15 protein-coding genes are annotated in these 17236 nt (G+C 69.4%); 6 read left to right on the plus strand and 9 right to left on the minus strand.

Translation table 11 applies throughout. The features are described 5' to 3' along the window. Nucleotides 1-11: 11 nt before the first annotated feature. Nucleotides 12-1016: an ArsR/SmtB family transcription factor gene (locus tag ACQEWB_RS49250; RefSeq protein ID WP_432843414.1), complete on the minus strand. Its 1005-nt coding sequence runs from the start codon at nucleotides 1014-1016 to the stop codon at nucleotides 12-14. A 497-nt stretch (nucleotides 1017-1513) separates the two neighbouring features. Further along, nucleotides 1514-2095 (minus strand): TetR/AcrR family transcriptional regulator, encoded by a 582-nt coding sequence (locus ACQEWB_RS49255; RefSeq protein WP_432843416.1) that lies wholly within the window; start codon nucleotides 2093-2095, stop codon nucleotides 1514-1516. 185 nt (nucleotides 2096-2280) lie between these two features. Here ACQEWB_RS49255 and ACQEWB_RS49260 point away from each other — a divergent pair, with 185 nt between their 5' ends. Continuing rightward, entirely contained in the window at nucleotides 2281-2742 is a 462-nt protein-coding gene (locus ACQEWB_RS49260; RefSeq protein WP_432843418.1) for a cupin domain-containing protein, read from the plus strand. Continuing rightward, complete coding sequence (locus tag ACQEWB_RS49265) at nucleotides 2739-3083, plus strand: hypothetical protein (protein WP_432843420.1); 345 nt, start codon at nucleotides 2739-2741, stop codon at nucleotides 3081-3083. Before ACQEWB_RS49260 ends, ACQEWB_RS49265 begins: the two co-directional genes overlap by 4 nt. Nucleotides 3084-3868: 785 nt before the next feature. On the opposite strand, the gene ACQEWB_RS49270 is transcribed toward ACQEWB_RS49265, so the two are convergent. After that, nucleotides 3869-5008, minus strand: coding sequence for a PucR family transcriptional regulator (locus ACQEWB_RS49270; protein ID WP_432843422.1), 1140 nt, complete (start codon nucleotides 5006-5008; stop codon nucleotides 3869-3871). Nucleotides 5009-5095: 87 nt separating this feature from the next. On the opposite strand from ACQEWB_RS49270, the gene ACQEWB_RS49275 reads away from it, so the two are divergent. Then, nucleotides 5096-6151 carry a ferredoxin reductase gene (locus tag ACQEWB_RS49275; protein ID WP_432843424.1) on the plus strand — a complete coding sequence of 352 codons (1056 nt, stop codon included), beginning with the start codon at nucleotides 5096-5098 and terminating at the stop codon, nucleotides 6149-6151. A 7-nt stretch (nucleotides 6152-6158) separates the two neighbouring features. Next, entirely contained in the window at nucleotides 6159-7277 is a 1119-nt protein-coding gene (locus ACQEWB_RS49280; protein WP_432843426.1) for a fatty acid desaturase family protein, read from the plus strand. Between the two features lie 406 nt (nucleotides 7278-7683). Here the strand turns inward: ACQEWB_RS49280 and ACQEWB_RS49285 are convergent, their stop codons facing one another. Together ACQEWB_RS49285 and ACQEWB_RS49290 are read right to left on the minus strand one after the other, a co-directional pair. Beyond that, complete coding sequence (locus ACQEWB_RS49285; RefSeq protein ID WP_432843428.1) at nucleotides 7684-8076, minus strand: hypothetical protein; 393 nt, start codon at nucleotides 8074-8076, stop codon at nucleotides 7684-7686. A 14-nt stretch (nucleotides 8077-8090) separates the two neighbouring features. Beyond that, a complete protein-coding gene (locus ACQEWB_RS49290; protein WP_432843430.1) occupies nucleotides 8091-9032 on the minus strand; it encodes an FHA domain-containing protein in 942 nt (313 codons plus the stop codon). A gap of 738 nt (nucleotides 9033-9770) precedes the next feature. Between ACQEWB_RS49290 and ACQEWB_RS49295 the strand changes: the two genes are divergently transcribed. Continuing rightward, nucleotides 9771-10421, plus strand: coding sequence for an alcohol dehydrogenase catalytic domain-containing protein (locus ACQEWB_RS49295; protein WP_432843432.1), 651 nt, complete (start codon nucleotides 9771-9773; stop codon nucleotides 10419-10421). Nucleotides 10422-10645: 224 nt separating this feature from the next. After that, a complete protein-coding gene (locus tag ACQEWB_RS49300; RefSeq protein WP_432843434.1) occupies nucleotides 10646-10798 on the plus strand; it encodes a zinc-binding dehydrogenase in 153 nt (50 codons plus the stop codon). A 63-nt stretch (nucleotides 10799-10861) separates the two neighbouring features. On the opposite strand, the gene ACQEWB_RS49305 is transcribed toward ACQEWB_RS49300, so the two are convergent. From ACQEWB_RS49305 to ACQEWB_RS49320, 4 genes are all read right to left on the minus strand, one after another. Further along, nucleotides 10862-12106, minus strand: a complete 1245-nt coding sequence (locus ACQEWB_RS49305; protein ID WP_432843436.1) for a hypothetical protein — start codon at nucleotides 12104-12106, stop codon at nucleotides 10862-10864. Nucleotides 12107-12212: 106 nt separating this feature from the next. Then, nucleotides 12213-13817, minus strand: a complete 1605-nt coding sequence (locus ACQEWB_RS49310; RefSeq protein ID WP_432844404.1) for a subtype B tannase — start codon at nucleotides 13815-13817, stop codon at nucleotides 12213-12215. Between the two features lie 337 nt (nucleotides 13818-14154). Next, nucleotides 14155-15195, minus strand: a complete 1041-nt coding sequence (locus ACQEWB_RS49315; RefSeq protein ID WP_432843438.1) for a dienelactone hydrolase family protein — start codon at nucleotides 15193-15195, stop codon at nucleotides 14155-14157. Nucleotides 15196-15747: 552 nt separating this feature from the next. Then, nucleotides 15748-17226 carry an aldehyde dehydrogenase family protein gene (locus ACQEWB_RS49320; RefSeq protein WP_432843440.1) on the minus strand — a complete coding sequence of 493 codons (1479 nt, stop codon included), beginning with the start codon at nucleotides 17224-17226 and terminating at the stop codon, nucleotides 15748-15750. Between the last annotated feature and the right edge of the window lie 10 nt (nucleotides 17227-17236).

The following is a 17236-nucleotide window of genomic DNA, read 5'->3' on the forward strand; positions in this document are numbered from 1 at the left end:
TCAGGGCCGCGTCACCCGGACATGACCGGTGGAATACCGCGCCGGCCGTCCACCAGTGCCTGCCCCAACGGGGTCGCACTGTGATGGACGGCCGGTCCGCGGCGCTGGGTGACGATCAGCCCGGAGTCACGCAGAGCGGCGGTGTGCTGCGACACCGAGGCGGGGGAGACAATGAGCCGCTGGGCGAGCTCCCCGGTCGACCCACCGCTCGTGGTGAGGGCGACGAGCAGATCGGCGCGGGTCCGGCCCAGGAGGGTACGCAGGGCCTCCTGCGGATCGCGGAGCAGCTCGGCCTGCGGCTGCGCCCAGCCCAGGTCGTGGGCTATCGGGTACACGATCACCGGAGGCAGACCGGGATCGCGCAGGGTGATCGGAGCGCGCCAGCAGAAGAACGACGGCAGCAGGAGCAGGCCCCGCCCGTCGAGGTGGATGTCGCGGTCGCAGGCGCCGGCCATGGTGAGCAGACCGGACCGCCAGCGCAGATCCGGGTGCAGAGTGGCCAGCATGCCCTCGACGCCCCCGTCCGTCACGGCTCGCATCCGCAGCTCACGATCCCGGTCGAAGGCCGTTCGCACCCGGGTCCAGTGCGGCCGCAGGGCGACGGCGAAGTATGCGCGCAGGATCCCGCCGAGGCGGCGCAGGGTGCCGAGGTCCCCCTCGGCCAGGGACCGGATCCAGGTGCCGGGTCGCTGGGCGGCGGCCAGCCTTCCGACGTCCCGGCGCAGCACTCGGCGCGGGGTGGACAGAAGAGCGTCGAGTCCCGCCTCCACCCCGTCCCCACCGGGGGCCGGGGTCAGGAAGTCGGCCGAGTAGCCCCGGGGCGGGGCGAGGTCGAAGAGCATATGGACGGGAGCGGAGAGCCGCGACCGCACCTGCCTCTTCCACGGGCCGAAGACGACCGCGCCGTCGTCTCCCCCGACCAGATGCAGACTGAGCAGCAGCTCCCACAACGGATCCGGTCTGCTCGCCACCCGAACGCGGGCGATGTCCGCGCCGGTGAAATGGAACGTCAACATGGCATCCCCCGAAATGCGACGCAGGCCGCGGTCAACAGCCTGGAAATGGTCCCGCGAGAGTAGGAGCGACGTGCTGGGGCGAGGGTTGCCGGAGTGGCCGGTACCGGCTGGAGAATGGCCGGTTTCCCGGCGAACCCCTAGAGCAACTCGCGAACTTTCAGCGACAGTTCGGCCTCCGCAATCGCTCTTCCTCACCGGGTGGCGCGAGGTGATTTGGTGTGGATGCGGCGGTTCCGCTGGGGGGCCGGCGGATTGCGGGGGCCGGTGCGGCGGAGAAACTGCAGGGTCTGGCGATTTGGGCCAGGTGACGGGCGGGCACTTTCCAGGTGAGAGTGCCTGTCTCGTCGTACCCGCGTGTCCGTGTCGGGGAGACGCCGACGGCGCCCCGCCTGACCGATATCCCTGTCCGCCGGATGCCTCACGCGATCCGGGCCGACCCGATGCGCCAGGCCTGCGCAATGCCTCTCGTGCAGCAAGCACAGTCGGCATTCGGCGGTTCAGCCGGTGGCAGGTCCCGTGGGGGTGGCCGCGACTGCCGCTGCGGTCATCTGCCGTGCGGTGGTCGCGAGGCTGGCGATGGCGTCGTCGGGGGTCAGGCCGCAGAGGTCGATCAGCGCGAACAGCGACTCGGCGCTGATCACAAGGGCGAGGCCGCGGACCAGTTGTTCCACGCCCGCGCGCTGCGCGGAGCCGCACATGTCGGCCCACGGGGCCAGAGCGTGCTCGATGAGTCCGAAGCGGTGGGCGGGACGGTCCTTGGACGCCGAAGGTTTCGCGATGGCCGAGGCGACAACCACCCGGACGGCACCCTGCCTGCGCAGTACTGCCCGGCCGAGGATCTCCGCGGCCTGACCGATCCGTTCGACCGGATCGTCGCTGCCTGTCGCCGATCGCAGGACCGCGACCAGATCTTCCGACATCACGGCGGCGCGCAGGAGTGAGAGGAGGTCGGGGAAGTAGCGATAGGCGGTCGCTTCGGAGACCCGCGCCTCGGCCGCGACTGCCGGCATCGTGATCTCCGCTCCGGTGTCGGCGAGATCGCGGGCCGCCCTGACGATCGCCGACCTGGTGCGTTCCATCTGGTTACTGAGCCCTTTCGGGCGACTCCGCTCGACCATGATCATCCTTCCGCGCCGACCGAAAGCATATCGGGCGAGACCACCGAATGAGAGTCAACTATTTTTTTGAGAGTCGACTTGCATGGGTGTTCGGATCGACCATAGGGTCCTGGCGTTGGCAACCCCACCAAATCCAGGGAGACTTCATGGCCAAGGTGTCGATCACGGGTCCCGGCGAGGGCGAGCTCATCGTCAATGGCCCGTCGACGATCCGGATCCTCGAGGACGGCAGCAACACCGAGCACCGTCTGGGGATGGGTGAGATCACCATCCCGCCGCACACCGCCGGCCCTCCGCAGCACCGCCATGCACAGCACGACGAGGGCTTCTACATACTTTCGGGCAGCGTGCGGTTCACCGTCGGGCAGGACGACCACGACGCCGGAGCCGGCACGTGGGTCATGGTCCCGCCGGGCGCACCGCACACCTTCGCCAACGTGAGTGATGAAACGGCGGTCATGCTCAACACCTTCACTCCGGACCTGTACGTGCAGTACTTCCGCGACCTCAAGGCGATGGTCGAGTCCGGGCAGCCGTTGTCGCACGACGCCGTCGCAGGGGTCTGGACGAAGTACGGCACCGAACCGTCGGCCGAGTACGCCTCGTGAATCTCCTTCTGGGGGCCAACTCTGTCGCCGCGGTCGCCGGTATCGGTTTCGCCCTGGTGGGAGGAATACGCCCGGCGGCGCTCAGTGAGAGCGGTACGCCGACCGCCGGGGAACGCTTCTACGGCTGGATGTACGCGACCCGGGGAGTGCCACTGGGGGTGGCGGCCCTCATGGCACCGCTCGCGTGGTCGGGTCCGGCCGTCTCGCTCGTCCTGTGCGCGGCCGCCGCGGCCCAGGTGGGCGACGCCGTCATCGGAGCCGCCACCCGGAAGTGGACGATGATCGCGGGCGCCTCGCTCCTGACCGCCGTACACGTCGCAACGGCTGTCGTCACCGCGTGAGCGCGGCTCACTCGCGACAGGAGGTCGGACACGCTCGGCAACCGGCACTGTTGATCGTGGTGCCGGGGCCCAGCCCGGTCCCAGCCCAGTCCCATGTTCCGGGCCCGGAGGAACACGTGTCCACGATGATCCTGCTGGGACTGCTGTCGGCCATGGGTGCGGACGATCGCGTCGAGCGTGATGCCGACGATCGTGGGAGATCTCGGCGGCCCGGGCATCCGAGCCGGGTCGTGACGACGTACAGGCTCGCCGAGACCATCGGCCCGGCCAACAGCGTGCCCGTCCTCATCGCCGCGCGGTCCGTACGGGGGTGGGTGGACGGGCAGTGGCCACCGCTGGCGTGGTGCTCGGTGACACGACGGTCATCGGCCCGCTGCTCGGCGATGTGTACACCGAGAAACTGTCATGGAAGCCGACCAGGTCGACTGACGGCCGTCCTCAACTTGGCCAACAGTCTTGGCGCGATCGGCAGCGCGGTCGCCCTCGACGCCGGCTGGGAACCCTGTCCACCGTCTGGGCGGGCTTCGTCCTCACCACCGCCGGTCTGCTCCTGTACGCCGTGACGGTCGCCCGGGTCAGATCGGAGCCCGTTCTCGTTCGCGTCTGAACGGCTCGACTCGATCGGCATTCCAGCGTCCGGGCGTTCCCGCCGTCGTCGAGCAGCTGCGTTCCTGGAAGATCTGATCCTCCCCCCAATGCCAGGTAGGAACAGCGTGGGCGCACCGAGGACCCGGCACGATTCCTGGACCGCTCGCGGACGAGGCCCTGGACGGTCCAAGTACGCGTCAGCTGACCTGAAGCCCGACCGCCAGCGTCAGTTCAAGGACCCGGTGCGGCGACGCGAGATCCGGAAACAGCTCCCGTAGCTGCGACATCCGGTACCGGACGGTCTGGGGATGGACGAACAACGCCGCCGCCACCTCGTCCCGCCTGCCTTGATGCAGCAGCCACGCCCGCAACGTCTCCTCCAGCCGCCGCGCGGTCGCCACAGGCAAGGTCCGCAACGGTGCGAGGGCTCGGGCACGCAGGTCGGCGAACGCATCCATGTCCGCGCTCAGCACCAGCTCGGCCAGATGGTCCTCGGTGTCGCGGATGTCGGAGGAGAGGGAGCGCGCGCGGACGGCTCGCGCGTATGAGGCGGACGCACGAGTCCATGGCCGGGCCGGGCCGACCACGGCGGTGCGTCCGGTGAGCTGCCGCAAGAGATGTGAGCGGTCGGCATCGGGGACGAGCAGCACGCCCAAGGCGTCCGGCAGATCGTCGAGGACGAGGGTGCCCGGGTCGAGCGCGCGGTAGGCGGGCCGGGCCTGGGCGGCGGGCAGCAGCACCGCGGTCAGCGAAACCGGAGGCTGCCACCCGGCCCGCTGCGCCGAGACAAGCAGCACGTCCGGGCTGGCGCCGGCGAGGAGGTCGCGAGCGAGGTGTTCCAAGTGGCGCTCGTGGGCCCGGCCCCGGGCGGCCAGTTCGTCGGCGTGGCCCGCGGCGCTCGCGGCGGAGAGCTCGTCGATGTAGGCGAAGGTCAGCTCGGCGAACTTGGCGACCTCGGCGGCGGGCAGACCCGCGGGTACGGCACCCGCTGCCAGGCATCGCCAGGCCACGCGGGCGCCGACCCGGTAGGCGCTGAGCAGGGCGTCCATCGAACGGCCGTCCCGGACCTCGCCGCGGCCCAGCTCGTAGGCCGCGTCGCTGGCGTCGCCGCCTGTGGCGTTCCCGCTCGCGAGGTCCAGGTAGTGCCCCAGAGCGGTGCGGACGGCTCGGCGGATGGTGCCGCCCATGCTGCCCGAGAGGGCGCCTGCGTAAGGAGGGACCTCATCGATGATCGCCTGGACGACCTCGTCGGCGGTGCTCTTCAGCGCGGCCCGAAGTGCCGTGACCGTCGTCTCATCCAGGGCCAGCTCGCTGACCCTCCGCATTGCATGGCTCACGTCTTTGTTCCCTGCGAACAATTCAATCGACTGAATTCACGTCCTGCGGTCAGGACTTTACCCTTCCAGGCACAGCAAGCTGGAGTCATGACGAGTACAGCCCTCCGCAGCAGGGCGTGGAAACTGCTGGAGATGGTCACGACGCCACTGCTGCCGTCGGACTACCTCGACCTGGTCAGCCCGCTACGCGCGGGCGCCGACCTGCGTGGACGCATCGAGGCCGTGCACCCCGAGACGGGCGACGCCGCGACCATCGTGATCAGGCCGGGACGGGGCTGGCGCGGCCACACGGCCGGTCAGTACGTGCGGATCGGCGTCGACGTCGACGGGGTGCGCCTGTGGCGTGCCTACTCGGTCACCTCACCGGCAAACCGCCCGGACGGCCGCGTCACGATCACCGTGAAGGCGATCCCGGACGGCAAGGTCAGCAACCACCTGGTCCGCAGGGCGAAACCGGGCACGCTGATCCACCTCGACCAGGCGACCGGTGACTTCGTACTGCCCAAGGCCAAGCCCGCCAAGGTGCTCTACCTGACGGCCGGCAGCGGCATCACACCCGTGATGGGCATGCTGCGCGACACCGAGTTCGACGACGTCGTCATGATCCACTCCGCGCCACAGCCGCACGACGTGATCTTCCGCAACGAACTTCACGACCTGGTCGCGGACAAGAAACTGCGGCTCACCGAGCTCCACACCGACACCGACGGCATGCTCGATATCACCCGTCTCGACGAACTCGTGCCCGACTGGGCCGAGCGCGAGACCTGGGCCTGCGGGCCCGCGGGCCTGCTCGACGCCGCCGAAAAGCACTGGAGCGAGCACGGCGTCCCGGAGCGTCTGCACACCGAACGCTTCCGCCCCGGCATCGTCGCCACCGGCGACGGCGGCGAGGTCACGTTCAGCGCCACCGGCAAGACCGTCGACGCGGACGGCGCCACGCCGTTGCTGGACGTCGGCGAGGAAGCCGGCGTGCTCATGCCCCCCGGGTGCCGCATGGGCATCTGCTTCGGCTGCGTCACGCCGCTCAAGGCGGGCGCCGTCCGCGACCTGCGCACCGGCGAGATCACCGAGGCCGAGCCGGGCGTCCTCATCCAGACCTGCGTGTCCGCCGCGGCGGGCCCCTGCGACATCGAACGGTAGGAGCACCTTGACCGCCATCGACCCCACCGCCCACCTGACCGCCGAGCAGATCGAGGAACTCGGCCGCGAGCTGGACGCGATCCGCGACGAGGTGATCGCCGGCCGCGGCGAGAAGGACGCCGCCTACATCCGCAAGGTCATCGGAGCGCAGCGCAAGCTTGAGCTGGCCAGCAGGGCCGTGCTGCTGTTCTCGATCTTCCCGCCCGCGTGGGTGATCGGCACCGCCGGCCTGTCCGTGGCGAAGATCATGGACAACATGGAGATCGGCCACAACATCCTGCACGGCCAGTGGGACTGGATGCGGGACCCGAAGATCCACTCCACCACCTGGGAGTGGGATCACGTCTCGCCCGCCGACCAGTGGAAGCACTCGCACAACGAGCTGCACCACACGTACACCAACGTGATCGGCAAGGACAACGACCTCGGCTACGGCATCATGCGCGTCGACGAGGACCAGAAGTGGCACCCCTTCCACCTCGGCCAGCCGCTGTGGAACTTCATCAACGCCTGCTTCTTCGAGTACGGCATCGCGGCGTACGACCTGGAACTCGGCAAAAACCTGCGCAAGCGCCGCCGCAAGAACCCGGAGTTCCGCGCGAGGGCCAAGGCCGTCGGGCGCAAGATCCGCAAGCAGGTACTCAAGGACTACGTGATCCACCCGCTGCTGTCGGGCCCGTCGTTCCTCCCGACGCTCGCCGCCACGTTCACCGCGAACCTGGTCCGCAACATCTGGTCTCACTCGGTGATCATGTGCGGGCACTTCCCCGAGGGCGTACAGGTCTTCGAGCGCCGGTCGATCACGGGCGAGACACGCGGTCAGTGGTACCTGCGCCAGATGATGGGCTCGGCGAACATCAGCGGCAGCAGGGCCATGCACTTCATGACCGGCAACCTCTCGCACCAGATCGAGCACCACCTGTTCCCGGACCTGCCGAGCAACCGCTACGCCGAGGTCGCGGTGAAGGTGCGCGCGCTGTTCGAGAAGTACGAGCTGGACTACGTCACCGGGCCGCTGCCCAAGCAGGTGTTCTCCGCGTGGCACAAGGTCTTCCGCCTCTCGCTGCCGAACAAGAAGCCCAACGCCGAAACGCCGGTCCGCGAGCAGGAACTCGTCGCGGCCTGATTCCCCGTATCGGTTCGGATCTTTCGGCCGTACCGGCGTTACCGCCGCCGGGTTCGATGGGATCCATTGCGGACGGTGGGCGACCGCGACATTGCAAGCAGTCTCTCAACCGAACCTCATTCCTTGGTTTCTGCAGGTCAGGCATCATTTCGCTCAGAGTGAGGGCGGTATACGGCGTCTTGTGTCCGCTGCATGACCGAGGGGTGCGCGGTGGCGTCGGTGCTGGGAATGCTGGAGAGCGAGAGGAGGCTGCGGGAACCCTGCAGCGGCTTCTCCACCGGGGGCGCCGGGACGGCGGTGGCAGATGGGGATCCCCGTGGTGAGCGGCTGAGGCTGGGTCTTGTCCGACCCGCATGGCGCTGGTCCAACATCCGGGGTCAAGGCCCTCTCCGTCAGCCTCCTCCCGTCACCCTGCGATCGCCCGCAAGATCGGCTGGCCGAGTGTGCCGAGCCAGCCCGCGAGTGCTCCGATCGGCCCGATCAGCCCGGTGCCGGCCGTGGCCAGCGCACCCGCCGAGGACAGCAGCCGGGTGATCCGGCCGAGGCGGCCCGCCACTGCCTCACGGTCCGGCTCAGGCCGGGCGACCTCCTCGTCCAGCGAGTCCAACTCGGCCCGAACCTCCGGCTCGATTGCTGGCGGCAACGCCGTCCGCTCGATCGACGCCCTCAGTTCCCGGACCAGACCGCGCACCTCCTGCCCGCCCGCCGTGAAGACGGCCGACTGGCCACCGTGAACGGTCTGGTTCCCGGCGACGTTGTTGACCACGCCACCCTGCTGGTTGCCGATGTTGAAGGCCATGGCTCCTCATCTCCTCACCGCTGCCGCCAGGACGCCTGCCGCTCGGCATCCTCGAAGCGGCGGCGCCGGGACGTCGTCACGATGTGCAGAACGATCCCGATGACCGTCAGAACCGTCCCGATGGCCGCCATCGCGAACCCGACCGCTCCTGCGGACACTCCGGCCACCTTCGGTCCGAGCAGCTCCGAGGAGGAGCCGAAGTTCGAACTCCCCGACGAAATATCGTCGTTGGTCCTGGCAATGAATCGGATGATCACCCAGCCGTAGATCCCGCCACCGACCACAAAGAGCAGGAAGCCGAGCATGATCAGGTGTCGTGCCCTGGTACGGGTCGCGGCGATCTCCTTGAAAAAGCTCTCGCGCTGCGCCTGCTGAACGTAGTTGTACTGGTTCCCGGCGACGTTGCTCAGCCGGTCGGCCTGCTGAGCCCCGATGTCGAACCGCCGCTCGGCGCCGGGCGGTGTACGGCTGGTCTCGCGCGGTGCCGAGCGGCCCGGCGGGGCGGAGGGTGGCGGCCCTGCGGCGGGAGCGCCGTAAGGCGTGGGCCCGGGCTCACGGGCGGGGCCCCAGCCAGGCATGGTGTCCGAGGTGCCGCCGACTCCGAGCTTGGGGGCCTGAACGGTCCGGTCGGTGGGGCGCAGCTCTTCGTAATGCACCTCCAAGGGCCCAAAATCCAGCACGTCGCCCGAGTGGAGCACCTGCTGCCCGTACACCGGGTGACCGTTCAGCATGGTGCCGTTGGTGGAGGCGAGATCCTCGACGGTGGTCCGGCCCGAGGCCCGCCACACCACCGCGTGCCGTCGACTGACGCCCGGATCGCCCACCTGGATCTGGCAGTCGGAGTCCCGCCCGACCAGCATCGGCTGGTCGTCGAGGACGAAGACCCGGCCGCGCAGCCGGTCCGGGCGGTCGACCACCAGGTGCGGTAGGTCGCGCTCTCGCAGAGGCGGGTCCATGGCACGACCTCCTGCCTTTATGAAACGATTCGGTCACCTGTTCTGGTGATCCTTACCTTCCAGTAAAAGCCGATCGGCCCCGCCCTGCCACAGCATCCCGGACGGCGGAACCCGGCAGTGCGTTCGGCCGCCGTCCCGTCGACCCGCAGCCTTCCGATCCCGGTGGGCTGGTCTCCGCGACTCCGCTGCGTGCCCGTCCGGCCGCCCGCCTCCCCGCGACCCACGGCTCCTTGAGCCAGGACGCCGCAGCACCGCCGTGATCGCGCCGAAAGCCAGAACATGCCCTTCGCACGGCAGCAGGTTGAGGATCTGGTCGACGCGGTCGCGGTGGGTTCCGCGGAGTCGACGGCGAACTGGGCGGTGACTTCTCACCCGAGCGGGGTAACGCACGCCGATCAGGAGCGGGATCAGGATCGCGGGGCGTTGATGCTCCTATTGCTGGTCAGACGGGTTGGAGCCAGGTGCGGCAGGCGTGGGTGAGGTCGTCGAGTCGGCGGGTTCCGCGTTTGGTTCCGGGAAACCGGAGCAGCGGCCTGGCTGGGTCATCAAGCCAGGTGCTCTGCGGAGAGCGCGCTGACGAGCCTTCGGTACCGGGGCTGCTCCACCCCACCCTGCTCGTGGTGAGAAGCGGCCGGCCGGATCGAGAGGATCGCGGACCCCAGTCGGGCAGCTTCGGCAGGTTCGAGTGTGGGGTGCACTGCGCTGATCAGCTCGCACGCAGGTACGACCAGGTCCGGGATGAGTAGCTGCGTCACGACGTCGGCTGGCTCGCGCTACACCATGCGTGCCCTGGTCCTGGACCGCCCCGGCACCCCCGACACGCTTCGCCCGGCCGACCTGCCGGTCCCCGAACCCGGCCCGGGAGAGGTTGGTGTCCGGGTGGCCGCGTGCGGCCTCAATCGGGTCGACTACCAGGTCGCGGCTGGCGGTCATCCCGACTGGGTCTGTCGGCACGTCCTCGGGCTGGACGTGGCCGGCACCGTCGACGCGGTCGGCGACGAAGTGAAGGGTCTGAGCCCCGGTCAGAGGGGCGCGGGGCACGGCGACCTGCGCCGCCCCGGCGGCCTCGCGGAGTTCACCCTCGCCGACGCCTCGACTCTCGCCGTGGTGCCCGACGGGCTGGACCTGGCCACGGCCGCCGCCCTGCCCTGTGCTGGCATGACGGCGTACCAGGCGGTGGTACGGCGTCTGCGCGTCGCGGAGGGCGACACCGTGCTGGTCACCGCGGGCGCGGGCGGGGTCGGCGGCTTCGCCGTCCAGCTGGCAGCCCGGGCGGGCGCGCGGGTCATCGCCACCGCCTCCGCGCACAACGCCGAACACGTCCGGAAGCTGGGAGCACACGAGGTCGTCGACTACCGCGCCGAGGACGTGACGGCCCGGGTGCGTTAACTGACCGCGAAGCGGGGCGTGGACGCGGTGGTCGACACCGTGGGCAGGGAGTCGGCCGAGGCCAATCTGGCCCTGACGGTGCATGGCGGCGGGCTGGCAGCCGTCGCCGAACGGCCGGAGCTGTCCGCGGTGGCCCCGTTCACCAAGCGCCGTCCGTCCACGAGATCGCCCTCGGCGCCGCCTACAGCCGCGGTGACGGTCGAGCCCGCGCTGACCTGTCCACGATGCTCGGCGAATTGCTGACGCTGGTCGCGGACGGCCGCCTGGACCCGATGCTGGCCAGGACCCGCGCCATCGAGGACGCCCCGGCGGCCCTCACCGAGCTGGCCGGCCGTCATGTGCGTGGGAAGCTCGTCTGCTCCCTGCCGCCGAGGTGAGTACCCGCGGAGGGCGGCCGCCGTCGCCGACCACACGCGTCCGGGCCCGACCGACCTGCTTTTCTAATCTGCCGTACCGGTCCCGAGGTGTGTCTGGGCGAATGTCCAGAACCCGGTCCCGTTGTATCCGGTGTCGAACGGCGTCCCGAAGCCGTAGTCGTCACCACTGCCGAAATAGGTGTTCTCCAGCCAGCTGAACCTGTCTCCGGTCTGGCCGCCGTAGGCCTGGGCGAGACGGTAGAGCGCGCCTTGGTACTTGTCGTTCGTCGCGCGGTGGTCGTCGAGTTCGGTCCGCGCGTCCGTGACTGCCCGGGTGAAGATCTCGTGGTAGGCCCCGGAGACCCACAGCTTTCCCTCGGCCACGTCGGAACCGTCTCCGGCGCTGGACACCGCGATGGTGCTGAGGGCGTCCGCCGCCTTCGTGACCGCCGTTGCGAGCTCGGACCTAGCACCCGCTCCGCGCGAGAAGCCGACGGTGACGCCGGGAGTGGCGAACCACTGGGTGGCGTTCACGTCGTTCTCGCCCATCCAGTGCATGGCCCGGAACGGCTGCGTGGGCCTGTTCCAGGGCGCCGAGTACTGCAGGGTCAGGCGCGAGTCGGTGAACGCGGCTCCGTTCACCGACTCCGTCCAGTTCCCCGACGCATCGACGCTCACATCGAGGACCACGTTCTTGCTGGCCGCGCGCTCCAGATGCCATCCCGCGGCGTCCTTCCAGTACAGAACGATGTCCTGGCTCTGCGGACGGCCCTCGACGTTCGTGTTCGGGAAGCTGATCGTGGACGGATCGGGTTTGTCGGTGCTCCCGTCGCCGCGCCCCACGATGTCGAAGGTCGTTACATGACGGCCCCTGTTCACCTTGTTCGCGAAAGCGGCGTCCTTGACGGTCGCGTCGATCGCCGTGACCACGTCGTCCACGAGGGTGAGCCGGTAGCTGATCCCACGCATCAGCGTGACGGCGTTGACGAAGTCGACGACAGCGGTCGCGTAGCTCTCGTTCGATCCCTGCAGCAGCACCTGGACGTTGTACGACCACGTGCCGTCCGCGTTCTTCCACAGCCCGCTGCCGCCGTTGATGTCCAGCCGGTCCGCGCTGTACCCGCCGGTGGTTGTGACGGTGGGCACGGGCACGTCGTTGACCTTCACCGCGCCTGCCGCGATCAGGTCCGCTACCCCCTGTTCGGCGTTTCCGCTGCTGAAGAGAGTGTCGTTGGACGTGTCGGTGATGCCCGTGACTCCGTCCGCGTCGACCGTCTTCGTCGTGGTGCCGGAAACCCGACGGGGCGCGGCGGAAGCGGCCGACGACATCGATGTGAAGGATGTGGCGGGCGCCAAGGCCAGCGCCAGGCCGATAAAGCCACGGCGTGATGTCTTCACGTGAGTGAGGCTCCTTAGGTAGATGAACGTCGGGAGGCTAGGCGGGGCGGTGGCCGGTGAGGTTGTTGATCCAGGCGATCATGGCGTCGGCGTCTTGGTTCACGGCGTGGCCGCCGTCCCAGTAGAGGTAGGAGTCGACGTCGTCGCCCAGGTTGTCGAGCTTGGCGGCGAGGTTGAGGACGATGTTGTGCGAGGTGTTGGTGTCGAGCGCACCGGTGCGCAGCCACCAGTGCCGGGAGCGGTGGGGGTTGCGCTGCCCGAGGAAGTACATCGGGTTCATCAGCCTGATCTTCTCGGGCAGGTCGGCGTCGAGTTGCGCGGTGTCGTTGCCGGTGGCGGTGCGCAGGCTGTAGAGGGTGAAGTGGCGGGCGTTGGTGGTCGCGTCGCCGAATTCCTGGTTCTCGAAGGCGCTGGCGTCGAGGGTGTCGAAGGAGGGGGCGTTCTTCATCCGCTTGCCGATGTGGGAGAGGAAGCCGTCCCAGGTGAAGGTGGCCTGGCCGTCGGACCAGTTGATGAAGGTGTTGTTGGCGAGGTAGGTGGCGCGGTCGGCGTCCGGCAGGGCGGTGAGGTAGGCGGTGGCCGAGGGCTGGAGGTAGACGTTGACCATGTAGTCGGCGTAGTTGTCGGCGCTGAGACGGCCGAAGCCCTCGATACCGCGCAGGTGCAGGGACTGCTGGTAGTCGGTGTAGGCGTCCGTGAGCTCTGTGGAGTAGGGCTCGGTGGCCTTGGCGCCGCTGGCGAGGGGGAGGGTGCCGAACATCCACTCGTAGGCCATGTCGGCGTGGTCGAGGTCGGTGATGGGGGAGTAGGCGGTGGTGGCGAAGACGGCGTCACTCTCGTCGGCCGCGCCGATCTCCTTGAGGTAGCGGTGGTAGAGGGGGCTGTCTCCGGAGGCGCCGAGCAGGGAGGAGAGTGCCGCGCCTGCGCTGCCGCCGCCGGAGACGATCCAGTCGGTGTTGCCGGGGATGCGGTGCTTGTTGTGGCGCAGGTAGCGCACCGCGGCCTTGAGGTCGACGATGCAGTCCGGTGCCTTGCCGAAGTAGACACCGGCGGTGTTCACGTTGTCCCGGCCGCGCACGCCGGGCTCGACCACGACCCAGCCGTGCGCCAGCGCGTACAGCGCGTTGTTCTGCGAGGCGGTGGCGCCCTGGCCCGCTCCGTTGCCACCCCCGCGCCGCCGCCGATCGGGGTCGGCGTGCCGGGGACCTGGTAGGTGTCGCCCGTGGGCGTCGCACCCGGCGTCCCGGTGGCGCCGATGCCGGTGGCGTCGGTGACGAAGGAGGAGGTGTAGCCGCCCATGATGTTGGCCAGCATGATCGGTGCGTTGCAGGCGTCCACGGCTGTGCCGTCGATCTCGACGGGGACGCTGATGTTCATGCTCTGGTAGTAATGGTCGACCGGCTTCGCCACGTAGGTGACGGCCTTGTAGAAGTGGTATGTCACCGAGTGGTCGCCGCTGCCGGTCGTGATCGTGGTCGTCAGGACCGAGTAGGCGTCCTTGTCGAACTTCAACGACACCGAGTCTCCCGAACTGGACGTCTTGGCGGCGGCCGTGGTGCTGCCGGCCGATGGGGCGGCCTTCGCCGGGGTGGCCGAGAGGGTGGTGACGGCCGGCACGGCCGCCGCTGCGGCGAGCCCGGATATGACAGTCCTGCGCTTCATGGTCAGGAAGGCCCTTCTCGGTCGGCGGCGCCCCATGGTGCTGCGGGCCTGCTCGACAAGTGGCATCGGGCCCGGCACGGCCGACCGTTGCTTGATTGCGGGTGGGTGACTGTGGCGTTCAGGCTAGATTTTTGTTGGCAATAATGTCAACAATATTGTCGGGTGTTTGACTGGTTCACAGCTTCGTGGCTGCCGGGACGGCCTGTCGCAAGCGAGGGCCTGCATGGCCGTGCATTGTCATCACCCCGCGCGACCAGGGGAGTTGTCCATCGGAGTCACCGCGGATCCCGCCGCCCGAGCAGGGGTGATGACCAGGTTCAGCGGGCGAAGGACTGCCGTATCTCCTTCTTGAGGCGCTTCAGACTGGCCCGCTCCGCCGCGGAGTTCGCGGCATTCGTGTCGGACGGATCCTCACCCAGGCGCATGAAGGCGTGGTCCGCGCCGGCGTAGACGACGGGGTCGTAGTACTTCCCGGCGGCTGACATCGCCTCGGTGGTGGCGGGGAGACTGGTCATCACGCGGGTGTCGGTCTCGCCGTAGAACCCGTGGACCGGAACCGCGATCTTGTCGACGGGATAGTCGGTGAGGCCCTCGGTGCGGTGGCAGCCCTGGGTCACGGCGGGCGGGCCGACGTCGTAGAACACGAACACCGAGTCGACCGACCTCGTGCCCGTCGCGGCGTACCGGAACGCCGCCCCGCCGCCCCAGGAGAGTCCGACGATGTCGGTCTGGCCGGTGGAACGCGGCAGGTGTTCGGCGTAGTTCACCCAGGCGCCGATGCGGGCGCTGACCTCTTCGTCGGGGACGGCCGTGACCAAGTCGGAGGTTCCGCCGCCGGTGCCGGTGAGGGTGCGCGCGTCACCGCCGCCGTCGGGTCCTAGACCCGAGATCATGTCGGGCGTGATGGCGATGTAGCCCATCGCGGCGATCTTGTCGGCGGTGTTGCGGGTGGAGTCGGTCAGCCCGAACACTTCGTGCAGGACGAGGACGACGGGTGCGTTCCTCTTGCCGATCGGGTAGTCCGCCCACGCTCGCATGGTCTGCCCGTGGAAGGGCAGGCTCACCCAGCGGGACGTGCGCGGTGACGCGGCCAGTTTCTCGGTGGCGAAGGCCTGGGCGGCCTGTTGGGAGGTCCAGCCGGCGGTCGGTGTGGCGGACTGGGTGCCGGTGACGGAGGGGCAGGACGTGGTGGGGTCGGCCGTGGTGTCGGTGGCCGGCGTGTCCGCGAAGCTCTCTCCGCCCGCCACGGCTGTCCCGCCCGCGAGGAGGGCGGCCGACAGCAGCAGCGTCGCCGGGAGTCTGGCGAGCGGCCCGCGCCCGAGGCGTCGTGGCCTCGTGTTCGATCCGGAAACGGTCATGGTGATCACCTGGCCTTGGTAGAAGTTGACGCTGGCGGCTGTGGTCTGCCGGTGTGCTGGTCGATCTCGAAACTGGAAACGTGGTCACGGGTGCCGTCGCTGCCCAGGCCGTGCTTCGAGCCCGGAAGAGGCCGTGAAGAGCCGGACGAGTTGTGGACGGCGGCCGCGGTCGGCTCCCCGTCCGAGGAATCGACGCGGCCGGTGAGGATACGTCCGACGCCACTTGCCGGGAGAGGCCCGCAGTCGAACTCGCCACCGATCCGCCCGACAGGAGTGATCTTCCCGGCCCGCCGGCCGACGTGCTGCGGCCACAACCCCCTCACGCGGCTCGTCCCCGGCCGGCCGCCGACGAAGAGGTACCCGGCGTCGGCGGACTTGGCCACGTTCGCCGTGCGTTGACCGCTCACGGCCGGAGCGGCTCCCACGGTCCCGGCTCCCAACCCCATGCATAACGCGCGGCGTTGCAGGTCCAACGGAGTCATACGGTGTTCCCGTCTCTGTGTGGCCCGGCAGTCCACGGGTGCTCGTGGCCCGTGGCCGACGCCGCGGAACTCATCCGGCGTTGATGACCACGCACTTCACCTGCGTCCAGTCCTCCAGATAGTCGGGTCCCATGGACCGGCCGAAGCCGCTGTGCTTGTAGCCGCCGAAGGGCGCCCCGATCGCCCCGGCGGGCCCGCCGTCGCCAAGGGTGTTGACGGCGATCTGACCGGCCTGGACCCGCCGGGCCAGCCGCACCGCCCGCCCGACGTCCTGGGTCCAGACGGTCGCGGTCAGGCCGTAGCGTGTGCCGTTGGCGATGGCGACGGCCTCCTCCTCGTCCTCATAGGTCAGCACCGACAGGACAGGACCGAAGATCTCCTCCTGGGCGATGCGCATCTCGGGCCGCACCCGGTCGAAGAGGGTCGGCTCGACGAAGTACCCGTCCTCGTACGGAGCCCCGGTCAGCTTCCCGCCACCGACGACGACTTCGGCGCCCTCCTCGCGGCCGATGGCCAGGTAGTCCAGCACCCGCTTCTCCTGGCGGGCGTTGATGAGCGGCCCCATGTCGACGGGCTGGTCCCACAACCCGACCCGCACGGCGCGGAACGCGTCGGCGACCTCCGTCACGAGCCGGTCGTGCAGCGAGGGGTGTACCAGGACACGCGAACCGGCCGCGCAGACCTGGCCGCTGTTCATGACGATGCTGCGCACGATCGCCGGGACGGCCTTGGTGAGGTCGGCGTCCGGCAGCACGATCTGCGGGGACTTGCCGCCCAACTCCAGTTGCAGCGGTATGAGGTTGCGGGCACAGGCCTCCATCACGGCGGTGCCGGTGGCGGGCGAGCCGGTGAAGCTCATCTTGCGGATGCCGGGGTGCGCGGGCAGGGCCGCGCCGGCCTCGGCGCCGTAGCCGGTGACGACGTTGAGCACGCCGGGCGGCAGACCCGCCTCCTGGGCCAGACGGGCCAGGTAGAGGGCGGTCAGCGGGGCGTCCTCGGCCGGCTTGAGGACGACGGTGTTGCCGGCGGCGATCGGGGCGGCGGTGTTGAACACGGTCATCGGGCCGGGCGCGTTCCACGGGATGATCGCGCCGATGACGCCGTAGGGCTCGCGCAGGGTGAGGCCCAGCAGGTTGGGGGAGCGGGTGGGCAGGGTGTCGCCGAAGACCTTGTCGGCCTTGCCGGCGAGGTAGGTCAGGCGGGCCGCGATGGGGGAGGGGCCGACCGGGTGGCCGACCTCCATCGCCTCGAGGCGGTTGATGTCGTCGTCGTGCTTGCGGACCAACTCGGCCCAGCGGTAAAGGAGTTCACCGCGAATGGCGGGGCTGGTGTCGCGCCAGGCGGGCAGCGCCGCCTCGGCGGCGCGTACGGCGTCGTCGATGTCCTCGGCCGTGCCGCGCGGCACCCGGGCGAGCACCGCGCCCGTGGCCGGGTTGATGACTTCCAGCACGGCCTTGGAGCGGGCCGGGACCCATGCGCCGGCGATGAGGTGCGCGCTGTCGGGCAGGAGTGCGGTGATGTCGAAGGAGGCGGGAGCGGTGGTGGTCATCGAGTTCCTT

This window comes from Streptomyces sp. CA-249302, from assembly GCF_050936785.1.
Classification (GTDB): domain Bacteria; phylum Actinomycetota; class Actinomycetes; order Streptomycetales; family Streptomycetaceae; genus Streptomyces.